Genomic DNA, 15,669 nt, shown 5'->3' with positions numbered 1-15,669 from the left:
GCGGGCGAGGTCGTGCAGCACGCCGGCACTGCGATCGTCGCCGAGCCCGACCAGCTTCCGTGCCGCCCACATCCGGCGGATATCGAGGAGGGTGGTGTCGCGGGCGAGGTCGTGCAGCACGCCGGCACTGCGATCGTCGCCGAGCCCGACCAGCCTCCTGCCCGCCTCCACCCGGGGGACGTCGTCAAGCGTGGTGTCGAGCGCAAGATCCTGCAGCAGGTCGGCACCGCGATCGTCGCCGAACTCGACCAGCAACTCGGCCGCCCACATCCGGCGGATGCCGTCGAGGGTGGTGTCGCGGGCGAGGTCGTGCAGGAGGTCGGCGCCGCGATCGTCGCCGAGCTTGGCCAGCCTCCTGCCCGCCTCCACCCGGCGGATGCCGTCGAGGGTGGTGTCGCGGGCGAGGTCGTGCAGGAGGTCGGCGCCGCGATCGTCGCCGAGCTTGGCCAGCCTCCTGCCCGCCTCCACCCGGCGGATGCCGTCGAGGGTGGTGTCGCGGGCGAGGTCGTGCAGTAGGTCGGCGCCGCGATCGTCCCCGAGCTCGACCAGCCTCACGACCGCCCACACCCGGTGGTCGTCGTCGAGGGTGGTGCCGAGGGCGAGATCCTGCAGCAGGTCGCTACCGCGATCATCGCCGAGCTCGATCAGCCTCACGGCCATATCCACCCGGGTGAAGTCGCCGAGGGTGGTGTCGCGGGCGAGATCCTGTAGCAGGTCGGCACCGCGATCGTCCCCGAGCTCGACCAGGATCCTGCCCGCCTCCGCCCGGGGGACGTCGCCGAGGGTGGTGTCGCGGGCGAGATCCTGCAGGAGGTCGGCACCTCGATCATCGCCGAGCCCGACCAGCCTCACGACCGCCGACACCCGAAAGATGCCGTCGAGGGTGGTGTCGCGGGCGAGTTCCTGCAGGAGGTCGGCACCTCGATCATCGCCGAGCCTGGCCAGCATCCCGGCCGCCCACACCCTGTGGCCGTCGTCGAGGGTGGTGTCGCGGGCGGAGTCGTGCAGCACGCCGGCACCGCGACCGTCGCCGAGCTCGACCAGCATCTCGACCGCCCACCCCCGGTGAGTGCTCTGGAGGCTGGTGTCGAGGGCAACGCTGGCCAGATGGTTGCCGGCAGTGCGGATGATCGCTTCGGAGATCGTGGTGCGCAGTTCGTGCAGGGTGACGATGGCTTGGAGGCCGGGGAAGCCTGCGCGGGTCAAGCGGTGGAGGTATCGGTTGCCCGCGGTGAGCCCCTCGCGGTGGGCTGCGTCGAGGAGGAAACCCACATAGGACGCGTCGGCTGCTGGGGGCGCCCAGTACCTCCACCCCCAGACCCTCACCAGCGGCAGGGCCTCCTCCGGAAGGCCAGGCCCGTACCTCCTGGGCTGGTGGAACACGTCGCGCAGGGTCTTGCGGCGAGTGCGCGGGTCCCTCATTAGGTGGCGTGCGGCGAGGTGCTCCTGGAGGGTCTGGTGAAGAAAGACCAGGTCGCCGCCCCGTGCGGTGAGCAGACCGCTACGGCGTAGGGAAGCTTCCAGGAAGGTGCGCCAGTCCTCCTCTCTGACGTCTTCGGGGCAGGCGGCCTCGGGCTGGGCCTGAATGATGGTGAGCGCGGGGAGATCGTTTCCGGTTTGGCGTTGGGCGGCGAGGCGGGCGATGAGATCCTGAAGGCTGGCCAGCACCGTTTCGGCGCCGGCGTGGGCTTCGGGATGGCGCTCCAGCCCGGGGTAGCGGGCAGTGTGCGCGATGGGCTGACTCTTCCGCAGCAGGGCGATGAAGTCGCGGTAGATCTGGCCGCGGCTGGATGGCAGGGGCGGGCCGGACATGCCTTGGTCGATTGTGGCGGCGTGGAGTTGGCAGAGCATCGCGGCCATCAGCGGGACGCGGGCCAGGTCGGCTAGTCTGCCGCGGTGCAGTTCCTGGGCGAACCGCTGGGCGGTGCCTGCGGGATCCGGCAAGGGGAAGGCCCGGAACCAGGCGCGGGCGACGGTCTCCAGCTCGCCGTGGGCGAAGGGTTCGAGGTCGTAGCGGCGCACGCCCTCGCCGAGTGCGTCGAGTTCCTTGTCAGGCAGGGGGCGGGTGGCGATGACGAACCGGTACAGGTGGGCGTGCTCGCCGGTGGTGGCCACGGCCACCTTGTGCAGGATGTTCTTGCGGTGGGCCGGGTCGGGGACCTCATCCAGGCCGTCCAGAAGTACCAGCCAGCGCCCGCCGGGCCGCGGCGGGAAGCGGAAGAGCGCCTGCGGCAGGGGAGCCGGCAGGCCGTCAGAGGCGGCGACCATGAGGGCGTCGGTCAGGGTGTGCTCGGCCAGTTCGGCGGCGTGGACCAGGACCGGCAGCAGTTCCTCGTGGTGGCCGTTCTGCCAGCGTTTGACGCCGTCGCCGAGGCGGGTGCGCAGGAGGCTGGATTTGCCGCCGCCGGGGCCGGAGATGATCACGCACGTCGGCGGCGGGTCGGTGAGGATGTCGTCGGCGGGCACGGCCTCAGCTGCTATAGGAGCGCCGGGGCCCGGGGCTTGCGTTTCGATGCGGCGGATCTGCTGGCGCAGGTAGACGGCGGCCAGGGGTGGTGTGGTGCCGGGCAGCACGCCGGCGTAGGGGTGCCGGGTGGCGGCGTAGTAGGCGGCGGTCAGGTAGGCGGACAGTTGCTGTGCCGCAGGGCTGGCCTGTTCGAGCTGGAGGTCCAGACCGTGGGCGGCGAGGGCATCGCGGAAGCCGGGCAGGCCGGCGAGAGCGGTGATGGGGACCGCGCGCAGGACGCTGGCGTCGTCCGCGATGTTCCGGTCGGTGGCGAGGACCCCGACCAGCAGCGACTCGCAGAACAGGGCGGTTCCGGAGGCGCCCGCCCACCCCGAACCGCTTGACTGGCGGCGGGGCACAATGCCCTCGTCGACGTGCACGGTCAGCAGGCCCGACTTGCGTGCCTGCAGGGCATCGATGTGGCCCCGGACCGGCATAGTGTCGCGGCGGTTGCCGGGGTGCTTCTCCGCGTTGGGGAAACCCAGCCCCTTGCAGGGGATCCGATCGTGCCCGGCGACCTGGCCGAACCGCACCGCGCCCACAAGCGAGCCCGGCCCGCCGGGCGGGTCGTCGATCACCAGCAGCGCGGCATCGTGTTCCGGGAAAGCCTCCAGGTCCACAGCCTCGTGCGGCCAGGACAGCGTCGCCGCCAGCCAACCGGTGCGCTGCGGGACTTCCAGTGGCCTGACCTCAACCCGCTCCCCGCGGGGCAGGCCCCGAACCCCGTGGTACGACGTCAGCACCAGACGATCGGTGAGAAGGTACCCACTGCCCGCCTGCTTCACCCCGGGAGCCCACACCTCAACGACACGTGCCGGATCCATCCCTCACCCCGCCAACCAGTGCCTGGATGAGGGACTCAGGACGGCCGCTGATCTTCCTCTGAGCTGATGAGCGCGTCCGCGCCAGCGCCGTCGACGGGCTGCATCGTGAACTTGATGCGGTGGATCGCATCAGCACTCACCGCCGCGCGGGCCTCTGCCGACCAGGGCAACACGAAGACCTTCGCCTTGGCCTCGCCCTCCTTGCGAACCTCGACGGTGAACTCCAGTTCCACCGGGCCGGCTCGAAACCGCAGCGACTCGCCGACGCTCTCGTCCATGGCCTGCTGCAGCTGCGATCGGATTGCGCTGACCGTCTCGCCCAACTCCGCCCACGCTTCCGCCACGTTGCCCTCCAAGCCGTTCACGCTATGGGACTTCACCGTAGGACAACCGACGCACCGTCAGCAGGCGAACCCGAAACGGAACTCCCCCACGCGGACGAAGACATCGCGTTCTGGCTGGAGGAGCTGGCCGCCGAGCTCGAGGACGGAACTCCCGGCCGAGCTGCACCGCTGCATCAGCGCTGCCGTCCGCGCCCTGCACCGGCACGCCTGCGGCAGCGGACGGCTGCTCGCGGCCACCCCGGACGCGCTCGCCGCAGTGGCCGCTGTCGAGGCCCTACTTGACCGGCGCGACGCAGCCTCAGCCTGACGGAACGGGCCATCAGGTTATGTGACGCGGATCACTTCATGCGCGGCAAGATTCTTTGTCGGTCCGGCACTCTCCCGCGCCCGAAGGGTGAAGCTGCTCTGCACGGAGGAACACCCGATGACCATGCGCCCCACTGCCCGCCCCAATGTCCCGCACCACGGTGAATCGTTCTCCGGGACCAACCAGTCCCTCAACAGGCTGCGCCTCTACCTTGGCCCGACGAAGGGCCTCTTTGCGCCGGGCGACCAGATTGCCGTCTACGCCCGGGAGGCCGTGATACAGGGGACCATCACCACGGCCGACCTGGAAAGGTTCGGCCGGATGGTCTTGGGCTTCAGGTGCAGCGCACGGTGGACCGAGGCCGTCTCCACCGCACTGCTCGGCAGCGACTGGATCTCACTGCCGTACACCGACTTCCCAGGATGGGCCTCGCTGGACCCCTTGCGGTGGGAAGCGAGGACGATCCACCGGCAATTGGTGCCACTGTGGCAGCGGCGCACCTACGGCAACCGGCGGCTTCTGCTGCTGGAGAAGCCCTCGGTCGGCGGCGGCACACTGCGGGACCTGCTCGCCGACCGGCACCTGCCCGACGATCCGCTGCTCGACCAGGCCCCCGGAGACCGGCGCCTCGCCGCCGTCCTCGACCGGCTCGCACCGGCCGAACGTGCCGTCGTCCTCGCCCTCGGCCACCCCGGCGTCACCACCTGGACCGAGGCCGCCGAGCACGCCGGCGCCGAGCAGCCCGAGGCCTTCGGCGAACGCGTCCGCCGCAAGGTCCGCCGCACCGTCACCGAACTCCAACGCCGCGACGGACAGCGTGCCGCAGGGCCGACCGGCCTGTGGAGCCCTGCCCTCATCGGGGGTGCCCGATGACGAACTTCCTGCTGCAGGCCGCTGCCGAGACCCTCGGCGCCCTGGCTGCCGCTGGCGCACTCGCACTCGGCGCCTGGACCGCCCGGAAGGCCCAGAGCGCACGCCGGGCCCGAGCGCTTCGCTGCCAGCTCGCGAGGACCGCCCCCGCGCCGGAGGCTCCCCCGTTGGACGTGGCCACGGAGGATGCTCGATGACCGCCCCGTCCACACTCCGCCCCGGCGGCGAACAGGGCTACAGCGCCCTCCAGTCATCGCTGCGATACCCAGTTGTTGGCGGCGATGACCAGTGGACGACCTGGAGGCGGGCGCACATCTGGGGCCGGGGCCTGCGCCGCACGCTGGACCTTCCGGCTCCGGAGGACATCACCTCGCCATGGGGGTGGGTGCCGACCGCCGTCGCGGCCCGCGAGCTTGCGATGTCCGCGGTCGACCTAGACCACCTGGCGCGGTTCGGACGGGTCGTGTTGGGGGTGCGACGCAGCGCGCGGTGGGGCGAAGCCGTTTGCACAGCATTGCTCGGCGACTGGTTCACCCCGTACGCCGACGGAAGTCCGCTGGTCCACGTCTCGCTCGCTCACCTGCGTGCGGAGGCCAGGACGATCCACTCGCAGCTGGTGCCACTGTGGCAGCGGCGGACGTACGGCAACCGGCGAGTGATGTTGCTGGAGACGCCCGCGGTCGGCGGCGGCACACTGCGGGACCTGCTCGCGGACAGGCACCTGCCCGACGATCCGCTGCTCGACCAGGCCCCCGGAGACCGGCGCCTCGCCGCCGTCCTCGACCGGCTCGCACCGGCCGAACGTGCCGTCGTCCTCGCCCTCGGCCACCCCGGCGTCACCACCTGGACCGAGGCCGCCGAGCACGCTGGCGCCGAGCAGCCCGAGGCCTTCGGCGAACGCGTCCGCCGCAAGGTCCGCCGCACCGTCACCGAACTCCAGCGACGCGACAAGAAGCGCGCCGACGGGTCAGCCGGCCTGTGGACTGCCGCCCCAACTTCGGAACCCGATGGCGGGCGGTAGCCGTGACCGCAACCGGCCGGCCGCCCTCGGCGGCCCATCACGGCGCGGGCCCGGCCGCGCCGGGGCTCCGCTGGGTCTTCAACGCCGGGTACTGGAGCCGCGCCCCGCAGCCCGCGCACCTGTCCGGGCAGGACCAGATCGACGCGCCGCTGGACTGGCCGGGCGCGCGCCGCGAGCACCGCGCCCACCACGAGGCCGGCCACGTCGTCGCTGCCTTGGCCGCCGGGGTGCCGGTCGCGCGGATCTGGCTCGCTCCCGGCGACGACCAGGTCGCCGGACTGGGCGGCGGCACCGAGCTCCACCTCCCGGAGGCCTGGGAGCTGGCGGGCCCGATCCTCGCGGCCGGCGAAGTCGCCGCCCAGCGCTGGCTGCTGCACACCGGCCGGTGGAGCGACGCCGCGGCGTGGGCGGTCGAGATGTCGGCCGCCGACGACCGCCGCCGCCTCGCGGCCGCCGCCGAGCGGGCGGACCTCCCGTACGTCGAGCACCACGGCGGCTGGGACTCCGCGTGCGCCCGGGCCCGGCAGCTGCTGGCCCCGCAGTGGTCCGCGGTCGAGGCCATCGCTCTGCAGCTCCTGCAGGAGCCCGGCGGCACCCTCGACAAACGCGCCATCGAGGACTTGGCCAATGTCTTTGTCATCCCGTGAAGGCTCCGGGACTCCTGTCCGCCACCCGGCTTCCTCACGGTCGGCGCAGGCGCCAGGCCGGGTGGCGGACGGTCTTGCTGTCCTCGCCGGGCCGCTCGTGGTCAAATGGGGCAGCGGCAGGAAGTCGCCGAGAATGCCTGACTCCCTCGGCCCTCATTCCTTTCGGAGTATGCCTAAGTGCGTATTCGACTCGCTGACCCTCCGCCAACGTGCGAAATCCGTCGGTCTCAATATCGACGTGATGCACGAAGACCGTAAAGCCCGCGTCGGCAGTGATAAAACCGAATCCCTTCGCGTCGTTGTACCATAGAACGGTGCCGGACAGTGCGCGGAGCGCGGTCTCGTAGGCCGTGATTTCGGCTGGGGAAGGGGTGAGCTCGGGCGGGATTTCGTCATAGAGGGCGTCCTCTTCGGCGCGAGCCTTCTGCCACAGCTCCTCGATTCGGTTAAGTGCATCGTCAAGCGCCCGATCCGGGTCGACGCCTTTGCCCCAATCGCGGACCCGGAGGGTCAGGGCGTCGGCGACGGCCATGACATTGTTACGGCTTTGAACCTTCCGGTTCGCGAACACCTTGTGCGCGGTCGTATGGCCCAGGCCCGCCACGTCGCCAATCGCGCGAGCGGATGGAAAGCCGGCCCGCCGATGGAGCTCGTGCAAGGCCTCGTTGAGTTCACGCCGCGCCCCTACCGGCAGGTCGGCCCTCCTAACACTGCCCGCGCGGCCCATTGGTGTCCCCCTTCGTCCCCTGCTCCGTGGCTGCCCGTCGACGGCCGTCCAACCGCGCCCGGATACGACGTAGCGCGCCCCGCCGTAGCCACCGCGCTCGGGACCAGTTGAAGAGGCCCAGGATCCCAGCGAGGATCAGGCCGGCGATGACCTCGTTAATGATGCCCATGAGAGGAGAATGCAGGCGCCGCCTGCCGGAGTGGACAGTTGTGGACAGCGGGACGAGGCGGGACGGAACGAGAAACGGAGCTAATCCCTCCCTTTTCGGAGTCTGTCGACCGCGGCCTTCAGCCCGTTGTACTAACTGACCGTTTGAAGGTGCAGATGGGTTGGTTCTGCTCATGGGAGCAGGCATCCCGCGGGCCCCGCTGGCAATGAGCCCGGCTGACGCGGCCGGACGGCCGCCCACAACATGCGTGTGCCCGGCCTCTCGGGCCGGGCACACGCACGCTTCGACGCGGTTGGTTCAGCCGGTGGCCAGGGCGACGGCGCTGGCGCCGGCGTGGTTGGCCGCCTTGACGGCCTTGCCCAGGGCGGGCGAGGCGGCTTCCGGGCGCCAGGTCTTGGCGTCCAGCTCCCGCTGCCAGATGTCGTTGGCCTGCGCGAGCAGTTCGGCGTATTCCTCGATGGCGATGACCATGGCCCACGCATCGCCCTGCGGTTCGTCGGCCGCCAGCCCCTGGGCCACCGACCAGATGGCGGCGGCGAACGCGTCCCAGCGCTGCAGCTCGACGCCGCGAGTGAACCGCGCCGCCTCCAACGCGGAGTTCACCGCGTCCTGCGCCCGCTTGAGAATCTTCAGGTCGTCGCCGTGGATGTCCGTCCCGTGCAGGAGGTAGCGGCCCTGCGCGGCCGCGAGGTCCTTCTCGACCGCGCGCCTCCCGCCGGGAATGTGGACCTGCAGCCACGCGACCGCGGCGATCAGGAGGCCGAGCACCAGGTAGACGTAGACGGCGCCCGTCGCGAAGCCGCCCAGGGAGACGGGGTCCACGCCCTGGGCCTTCTGCATACCCATCATGATCAAGTACGAGACGGGAGAGCTCGCGAGCGCCGCGGCGAAGAACAGGTCGGCGCCCTTCAGCGCGCCCGGCACCCGGTCCATCTCGTAGGCGGCCGGCCACGGCAGCGCCGATCCCGGCTCGCGCAGCGCCTCGGGGCATTCCCGGGCGAGCCGGTGCACCGTCTCCAGCACCGCCTTCGGCACGGCCGGGGTCGACCACGGCGGTGACAGCTCCACGCGAGCGGCCGGCGAACAGCACGGTGACTCCTCTCGAAGCTCACGGATCGGGTGCCGGAGGTGCCGGCGGGGACCAATATGCCCACGGCTCGGACAAGCCGCGGGGCCGGACGGTCGGCTGCAGGTGGACGGCGGGGGCGGTGGTGACGCGCAGGGTGTAGCCCTGGCCGCGTCGTACGGGCTGAGGGTGGGGCGGCAACGCGTTCAACCATTTCGGGAGGCAAGCGGGCGATGCGTCGCAGGCGGATCGCGAGTTGCCGGGAGGGATGACCGGGGGGAACGTGAACGGAGGGGGCGGCGTCCAGCGGAACGTGGAGCGCGTGATGACGAAGATCAAGTTCGAGAGCGTGTTCGCGCCGGCCATGGAGGGCCATGGTCAGCGATCGATCATCCTCCGTGTGGACGGGGAGGAGGTCTGGGAGGGGCACATCGGCGACGGAGAATTCGTCAACATCAACGTGACGTTGCCGATCCAGACGCTGTCGGTCGAGTTGGGGACCAGGAGATTCGACGAACACGGAAATCCCGACGGCTTCCTCAACTACAAGCACCTCGTCGAGATTCCGCACCCCTCGGAGGAGGACGTCTGGAAGGTCACGCTCTTCGACGACAACATGACCCGCGCCCTCTTCCGGAGCCGTATCGACGGCCTCGGAGGAAAGTTCGAACTCGAAGTCTCCTTCCACGGCTGACCGGGACGACGCGCGACGCCCCGGGCGGACGGCCCGGGGCGTCGTGGTGGGGTCAGTTCTCCGGCTCGAAGGCGGCGTTGCACACCCCGCACAGGACCGGGCCGCCGTCGAGCAGGCCCGGCGTCGCCTGGATCCGGCGCGGGCCCTCCACCGTCCGCGAGCCGCCGTGGGCGTCACGGACCTGGTGACTGGCACACCGGCACACCACCGCCAGGCGCCGGCCGGTGCGCGGGACGGTGGTGCGGCGCGCCGGCTCGGGCCGGGCCGGAAGGTCGGTGCCGATCGCGCCCGGGCGCAGCTCCACGACCGGCGGGAGCGTCTCTTCGGGGAGCGAGGCCTGGGAGGCGATCAGACGCGCGACCGGGTCCTCGATCCGGTGGCCGACCGTCGAGTCGAGCGCCGAGATCGCCTTCGCGTACCGGGTGATGGTCTCGTCGGTGATCGAGCAGTTGCTGAAGCCGCGCCGCTGCTCGTCGGGGCGGGCCGGCGGCTGGAGGCCGAGCGCGGAGGCGAGCTTGGCGAACTCCCGGTTGTGGTAGCGGCCGCCGGTGGAGGTGTCCTTGATGCCCCGTACGGTCGCCAGCGCGTGGGCGGCTTCGTGGAGCAGGGTCTGCATGATGCGGCGGCTGCCGAGGGCGAGGAGTTCGCCGCCCGCGAAGAGCTCGGGCCGTACCGCGCTGCCGTCGGCCGCGGTCCAGCGGCCCGGCCAGTGGTGGCCCCAGGTCACGGCGTCGTCTCCGGGGGTGCGGCCGTGCCCGGTCACCATCACCACGCCGGGCAGGTCCGGGTGGTGGCGGCGGATCGCGTCCCAGGCGCCCTCCAGGGCGCGGATGATCGTGGAGCCGTGGTCGGTTCCGGTGTCGGTCGCCATGGCGGCAGCGGTAGCAGTCACGCCGTCAGTTTATGGTGCACACCATAACTATGAGGGGAGAAGTCGGGGATTCGCTGGGGAGATGCAGAGCGCGGCGGCCGGCGGTCACCGCGCTCGACAGGAGCGTGCCTCTACTTCACGCGGGTCGGCAGCAGCTGGACGTTCTCCAGGCCGAGGTCGGCGACCGCCTGGTCGATGGCGGCACGCATCGGGTCGCCGTCGAGGAGAGGGCTGACCACGCTGGCCGCCTGCAGGAGGGCGAGGGCGGACTGGATGACGTCGGCGTGGCCGATCTCGACGGCTGTGCGCCGGATCTGCACGGAGCCATCGTTCAGCTGCTCCAGGTATAGACGAGCGGTCAGGCCGGTGGTGTGCGACAGCGAGGACAGGTGCGAGTAGACCGGGTAAAGGTCTCCAGAGCCGTAACGGTCGAGCATCTCGAAGACGTTGCCGAGCTCGTAGGCGAGCTTCTCGTGGTGCGTCTGCTCGGCGGGTGTGCGAGCCGGAGCAGCGGGCTGAGAGGCGACCACCTGGTCCAGTTCGGCCCGGAACTCGGCGGCCCGCGTCCAGCCGGTTGCCTCCAGCTTCCGGCAGAGCTTCTCGCGGTCGGCGAGGTCGCGGTCGGCGAGCGCGTCGATGGCGGCGTCACCGTTGTCGACCATCCAGTTGATGGCGTAGGTGTGGTTGAAGATGTTGCGCACGAGCGGGGCGACCTCCGCGGTGAAGTCGCGCTCGGTCAGCAGGAGAACGGCCTCGGAGGTACGGCAGACCAGGCGCCACCAGCTGTAGACCGCGCCGAAGACGGCGGCCTTGTCCGCGGCGACGCGCACGCCGCTGGCGATCGCGTCCTCGGCCGCCTTGATGAGATTGGTGGCCGTCGCACGGGCTATTGCGGCGCCGTTCTGGTCGTTCGTCAGGTTCGTCATGGGCGGGACTGTAGCGTCAATGGATGTCCGATTCGACCGAGTTTGACGGACAGCCGCGGCGGTCGTTTGGCGCCTGGGGCGTCCCGACCGAGGGCTCCGAATCCGCGGGCGGCAGGCGGAGTGCTGCAAGCTCGGTGGCGCGGTCGCCGAGCAGCCCGGCACGGCGAGCCTTGCGGGACCACTCTTGGGCTGTGCGGCGGTCGACGCGCCACGTTTGGGCGACGATGTCATGGGGTTTGGCGGACTGCCGCAGCGCGAAGCGATGGACGTCGGCCACCGCCTTGAGGTGCTCGTGGCCGCGTTGGGGCAGGATCTGCGACAACTGCATCGCTATGACGGTGGCGAGGTGCCCGAGCTGCACCTCGGGCCCAAGGGCAAGCACCAGTTTCATCGGCAGCTCGCGGATGATTTTTGATGTCAGTGCCGCCTCGACGCCGCCTGTATGCCACATCGCGGGTCGGACCTCAAGCATCCAGGGCAAGACGCTGCCCCCCGATGGGGGACCGCACTGGTACCGGGCTGGAACGGACTCATCGGGCAGGCCGGACCGCACGGCAACGTGGAAGTCGAAGTTCCGGCACCCGGGGAGATCGCGCAGGACAGCCCTCGTTGTAGATCTACGCACCTCACATTGCGGGGGCATCTCCGGACTCAGGGTGAGAGCGGGGTGCTCTATTTCAGATGGCGCGGGTTGGGAGCGGTAGGTGAGCTTCGGATCATGAGGCGCCAGGTGGCCTCCATTTCGAGCCTCCCGCACGAAGTCGTCAACGCGATCCACCCCCCGGTCGAGGATGCGGGCCAGGGCCTGGCGAGACGGCAGGTAGCTGGCCACCGACCGCCGGTGCAAGGCGGCGACGAGGCGGGAGAACCCGGCACTGCCTTCCCTCGGCCGTATACACCAGTCCCGGTTGAGTTCGGCGGCCGCGTCGGCACCAAGAAGGTGCCGAGCCGTGGCAATGGCAAAGACCCGTGGCCAGTCGATCTGATCAACAAGGACGTCATTCAGCGCGCCCTGCCGGTCCGCTAGGGCGGAGGGGGACAGGCGGAGGAATGCGGCATGAGGAAGGCCTGTCGGGCCCTGGCGGAATCCGATGGTCACGGCCCACGCTTCGTAGCGGTCGACGTCCAGCACGTGCACATGCCCGTCTTCGCAGCCCGGCGACGGTTCGGCTCGCGGGCACTCAACGACGCGCACATCCACCCCTTTGGCAATCAGGCCGATTCGTGTATCTACTGGATCACCTCCCCCTGACCGTAGCGTCGCCGTACTGGCTGCCGAGCCAATTCGTGCAGCTCAACCCCATCAGCGGGAGGAACCGTCATGCCCAAGTCCGACCCTGCCCCCAGGACCTCTGCCAGCGCCCCCGGGTGGCTTCGAACCGCGCAGATCATGGCCGGTGCGCTGACGGCCGTGACCGGGACGGCAAGCATTGCCCTCCTGGCGGTGGGTACCGACATGCCGGCAGACGCGTGGGTGGCCCTGTTCGGAGCCAGCGGCACACTCTGGGTCGGGCTGCTCTCCGTCAACCGCCGCGTCGCGCCCTGAGCCCACCCAGTCACGGCGAACCCGTCTTGCAGTCCAGTGATCATCGGTCGTTGGGCAGAGAGGGGTAGCGCAGTTCGAGACCGAGGACTGCAGCTGGCGGGTGCTGGTGGTAGCGCACCCAGAACGGGGCCGCGCCGGTCTCGGCCTGCGGACGGCAGTGGTGGCAGAGCAGACCGCGGGTCAGCCCTGTGGCGGGGTCGTGGTCTTCGCCGTGGTCGGGCCTGCCGGGCGCCGTGGTCTGGCCGCAGATCGCGCACCGGCCGCGGTGGAATTCCAGCAGCCGCTCTGCCGGGCGCTGCCGGTGGTCGTAGGGCGGGACGTCCCAGGCGAGGTAGGGCGGCTGGTAGTCCGTCCACCGCTGCTCCCACAGCGACCAGACCGCCCTCCGGGCCGCGCACCGCGCGCAGTCGGCGGGGCAGTCGGCCGCCGCGCACAGCGGCCCCGCCTCCAGGGCGTGCTGCAGGTCCAGGCGGAGCCGCTCGATGGGCGCGGCGGCTGCCGGTGCCCAGCCGTCCGCGGCCGGGCGGGGGAGTGGGTGGTCGAGGAGGACGTCGGGGGCGAGGGCGAGGCGGTCGGGGGTGATCGTGTTCGGCTCGAAGATGAGCTCCGGTGCGCGGGCGGCGACGGCCTTCACGATCCGGCCGGGCATCGTGTTCGGGTCCAGGCGCCGGCCGTTGCGGCTGGTGAGCAGCGGGCGCCGTCCGGTGGCGGGGTCCTGGCCCTCGACGCGGTGCGGCAGGTAGTCGGCGATGGCCTGCCACACCTCGCGGGCCGGCTGGTGCTGAATCGTGCCGTCGCCCTTCGGCGCCGGGCAGGTCAGGATCCGCACCCGCCGGTGCGGGTCCTCCTCGTGCAGGTCCTCCAGGTCGATGCCGACCGCCTGCCGCGGCCGCAGGCCGTCCAGCAGCAGGTAGACCAGCAGCCGGTCCCGGTGCGGCGCGACCTCGTACGGGCCGCGGCGCTGCCGCCCGGGCACCAGGTCGTCGGCCGCACACAGCATCGCGGCGGCCTGCTCCAGGGACAGCGGCGCGGTGCGGGGCAGCGCGGTCGGCGCCGGCCGCAGCGTCGCGGCGTTGAACGGCGGCTCCGCGATGTGCCCGGCCGCCGCGGCGAAGGCGTAGAACGCCGACAGCGCGGCCAGCCGCCGGGCCGGATTGTGCAGCGAGACCCGGGGCGCCAGCGGCCGCCGGGACGGCTCGCCCTGCGGCGGCGGCCGCAGCGCCGGCGCGTACGCCCAGGTCTTCGCGGTGTCCTCGGTCGCCTGCCACGCACCGATGCCGGTCGTCTCCTCGGTGAAGTGCAGCCAGTCCCGGACGTCCGCGCCGTACCGGATCGGCGTCGTGCCCTGCAACGCACGACCGTGCTTGCCGCGGCCAGCGGCAAGCCACTCCTGCAAGACGGCATAAGGGTCAGGCTGCTCCACGGGGGAACTGTACGCGGGATCCCGGATCACTCCGGCTGTCGAGAGGATCTTGCAGAAGGCCGCGGTGAGGGGCGGTGCGTGGGGCCGACATGCCGCAGGGGCTGATGCCGTCGGCGGGTATGGGGTTGTTAGGCGCTTGGTTTCCGAACGATGCCGGTAAATCCGGCGACGAAGAGGGTGATGAAGACCCAGCTCAAGATCTGCAGGAGCAGGCTCCCCACGAAGACCCACTGAGCCCCTGTGGTGTTGGTCAGTTCACAGCGGCCGGCCACAGTGAATCCGAGGAGAGGCACGGTGCGGTCCAGAGCGGTCCCGGTGCTCTCCACCACGCCACAGTGACCGCGGTTGTCGTCCCGGGCCTTTGGATGTACCAACCATCCTTGGGTGTCCGCGATGAGCATGAGAGCGCAGGATGCGACTAGGACAGCAAGGAGGAACCAGAGAGCGCGAGTGGGTCGGTAGCCGTAAAGCACTGTCACCCGGGTGACCGAGTGCCAGGCCCTGGCTCCTAAACGACGAGCATCGTCTTGGCTGAGGGCCTCACCGAAGGCGTCCTGCTGGGCGATGAGCGCAGTCTTTGCCCGCGGTTCATCCCCGGCGTCCCGATAGACCTTGGCCAGCTGTTGGTACGGCTGAGGAGCGTATTGGGGCATGCACTGCCGCAGCACCCGAAGCCACGTATCAGGGCCAGGTGTTTCAGGCGGGGCGGAGTAGGTAAATCCGTCCAGCCACACCTTCGGCTGCTCACTATCCGGCCTGATGAACATCCTCTGCCAGAACTCATCGCCCCATACTCGGACGAGTCCTTCCACCTTGGCATTGCGCAGGTCCAGAGCTACCCGGTCAGCGCCTTCGATGGCCACAAACCCACTGACTGCCAGGCCGCCACGGATGTGCGCGCCCGCCAGCCCCACCGCACCGTACTTTCCGTGGACAGCAATCGTCAGGTTGGCCAAGGATACGTCGCTGTCGACCCGCAGTCGGTCGGCGGCCAGGGCCGGGCCCGTCTTGTTGATCAGGTTGGCGCCGGTCAGGTTGAGCTGGCCGGTGATGTGCGCGCCCAGCAGCCGCACCACGCCATTGTTCCCGCCCCCGACAGCCGTCAGGTCGGCCATGGAAGCGCCCTCGTCGACTCGCAGGCCGTCGGCGGCCAGGGCCGGGCCCGTCTTGTTGATCAGCTTGGCGCCGGCCAGGTTGAGCTGGCCGGTGATGTGCGCGCCCAGCAGCCGCACCACGCCATTGTTCCCGCCCCCGACAGCCGTCAGGTCGGCCATGGAAGCGCCCTCGTCGACTCGCAGGCCGTCGGCGGCCAGGGCCGGGCCCGTCTTGTTGATCAGCTTGGCGCCGGCCAGGTTGAGCTGGCCGGTGATGTGCGCGCCCAGCAGCCGCACCACGCCCTTTTCCCCGCCCCCGACAGCCGTCAGGTCGGTGAGGAACGTTTCGCTGTCGACTCGCAGTCGGTCGGCGTGCAGGGCCGGGCCCGTCTTGTTGGTCAGGTTGGTGCCGGTCAGGTCGAGCTGGCCGGTGATGTGCGCGCCCAGCAGCCGCACCGCGCCATCGTCCCCGTCTCCGACAGCCGTCAGGTCGGTGAGGAACGTTTCGCTGTCGACCTGCAGGCCGTCGGCGTGCAGGGCCGGGCCCGTCTTGTTGGTCAGCTTGGCGCCGGCCAGGTCGAGCTGGCCGGTGATGTGCGCGCCCAGCAGCCGCACCGCGCCATCGTCCCCGTCT

At 70.6% G+C, this 15,669-nt stretch carries 13 protein-coding genes and 1 pseudogene; 5 read left to right on the top strand and 9 right to left on the bottom strand.

The annotated features are described in order from the left end of the window. Both ABD353_RS28695 and ABD353_RS28690 read right to left on the bottom strand, forming a co-directional pair. Positions 1–3,291, bottom strand: a 3,291-nt coding sequence (locus ABD353_RS28695; protein WP_344626594.1) for an NACHT domain-containing protein, incomplete at its 3' end; no start/stop codon positions are given. A gap of 74 nt (positions 3,292–3,365) precedes the next feature. Further along, positions 3,366–3,686, bottom strand: coding sequence for a trypco2 family protein (locus tag ABD353_RS28690; protein WP_344626593.1), 321 nt, complete (start codon positions 3,684–3,686; stop codon positions 3,366–3,368). Positions 3,687–4,302: 616 nt separating this feature from the next. Between ABD353_RS28690 and ABD353_RS28685 the strand changes: the two genes are divergently transcribed. The 3 genes from ABD353_RS28685 (at position 4,303) to ABD353_RS28675 (ending at position 6,519) form a co-directional block, all read left to right on the top strand. Further along, positions 4,303–4,854, top strand: coding sequence for a hypothetical protein (locus ABD353_RS28685; RefSeq protein ID WP_344626592.1), 552 nt, complete (start codon positions 4,303–4,305; stop codon positions 4,852–4,854). A 511-nt stretch (positions 4,855–5,365) separates the two neighbouring features. Further along, on the top strand, positions 5,366–5,872 hold the full coding sequence (locus ABD353_RS28680) for a hypothetical protein (protein WP_344626591.1): 507 nt from the start codon (positions 5,366–5,368) through the stop codon (positions 5,870–5,872). 2 nt (positions 5,873–5,874) lie between these two features. Continuing rightward, on the top strand, positions 5,875–6,519 hold the full coding sequence (locus tag ABD353_RS28675; protein WP_344626590.1) for a hypothetical protein: 645 nt from the start codon (positions 5,875–5,877) through the stop codon (positions 6,517–6,519). A 136-nt stretch (positions 6,520–6,655) separates the two neighbouring features. Here ABD353_RS28675 and ABD353_RS28670 read toward each other — a convergent pair. Next, positions 6,656–6,844: pseudogene (locus tag ABD353_RS28670) on the bottom strand (cold-shock protein); the annotation flags it as partial. A gap of 868 nt (positions 6,845–7,712) precedes the next feature. After that, positions 7,713–8,483 (bottom strand): hypothetical protein, encoded by a 771-nt coding sequence (locus tag ABD353_RS28665; protein ID WP_344626589.1) that lies wholly within the window; start codon positions 8,481–8,483, stop codon positions 7,713–7,715. Positions 8,484–8,806: 323 nt separating this feature from the next. Between ABD353_RS28665 and ABD353_RS28660 the strand changes: the two genes are divergently transcribed. Continuing rightward, positions 8,807–9,175, top strand: coding sequence for a hypothetical protein (locus tag ABD353_RS28660; protein WP_344626588.1), 369 nt, complete (start codon positions 8,807–8,809; stop codon positions 9,173–9,175). A 52-nt stretch (positions 9,176–9,227) separates the two neighbouring features. On the opposite strand, the gene ABD353_RS28655 is transcribed toward ABD353_RS28660, so the two are convergent. From ABD353_RS28655 to ABD353_RS28645, 3 genes are all read right to left on the bottom strand, one after another. After that, on the bottom strand, positions 9,228–10,067 hold the full coding sequence (locus ABD353_RS28655) for a hypothetical protein (protein WP_344626587.1): 840 nt from the start codon (positions 10,065–10,067) through the stop codon (positions 9,228–9,230). 110 nt (positions 10,068–10,177) lie between these two features. Next, positions 10,178–10,972: a DUF5677 domain-containing protein gene (locus ABD353_RS28650; RefSeq protein ID WP_344626586.1), complete on the bottom strand. Its 795-nt coding sequence runs from the start codon at positions 10,970–10,972 to the stop codon at positions 10,178–10,180. Positions 10,973–10,988: 16 nt separating this feature from the next. After that, positions 10,989–12,104: a hypothetical protein gene (locus ABD353_RS28645; RefSeq protein WP_344626585.1), complete on the bottom strand. Its 1,116-nt coding sequence runs from the start codon at positions 12,102–12,104 to the stop codon at positions 10,989–10,991. Positions 12,105–12,293: 189 nt separating this feature from the next. Here ABD353_RS28645 and ABD353_RS28640 point away from each other — a divergent pair, with 189 nt between their 5' ends. Further along, positions 12,294–12,518 carry a hypothetical protein gene (locus ABD353_RS28640; protein WP_344626584.1) on the top strand — a complete coding sequence of 75 codons (225 nt, stop codon included), beginning with the start codon at positions 12,294–12,296 and terminating at the stop codon, positions 12,516–12,518. 40 nt (positions 12,519–12,558) lie between these two features. Here the strand turns inward: ABD353_RS28640 and ABD353_RS28635 are convergent, their stop codons facing one another. Beyond that, a complete protein-coding gene (locus ABD353_RS28635) occupies positions 12,559–13,869 on the bottom strand; it encodes an endonuclease domain-containing protein (RefSeq protein WP_344626583.1) in 1,311 nt (436 codons plus the stop codon). A gap of 200 nt (positions 13,870–14,069) precedes the next feature. Further along, positions 14,070–15,669: hypothetical protein (locus ABD353_RS28630; RefSeq protein WP_344626582.1), on the bottom strand; the 1,600-nt coding region annotated here is incomplete at its 5' end.

The organism is Kitasatospora arboriphila (assembly GCF_039528095.1).
Taxonomy (GTDB): Bacteria; Actinomycetota; Actinomycetes; order Streptomycetales; family Streptomycetaceae; genus Kitasatospora; species Kitasatospora arboriphila.
Note: the sequence above shows the minus strand (reverse complement) of the source record. Positions and strands in the feature narration are given on the sequence as shown.

Bases quoted from the DNA above. Each gene is read 5' to 3' on its own strand.
- ABD353_RS28640 (WP_344626584.1), top strand. From the start codon at position 12,294: ATGCCCAAGTCCGACCCTGCCCCCAGGACCTCTGCCAGCGCCCCCGGG.
- ABD353_RS28650 (WP_344626586.1), bottom strand. From the start codon at position 10,972: ATGACGAACCTGACGAACGACCAGAACGGCGCCGCAATAGCCCGTGCG.
- ABD353_RS28685 (WP_344626592.1), top strand. From the start codon at position 4,303: ATGGTCTTGGGCTTCAGGTGCAGCGCACGGTGGACCGAGGCCGTCTCC.
- ABD353_RS28660 (WP_344626588.1), top strand. From the start codon at position 8,807: ATGACGAAGATCAAGTTCGAGAGCGTGTTCGCGCCGGCCATGGAGGGC.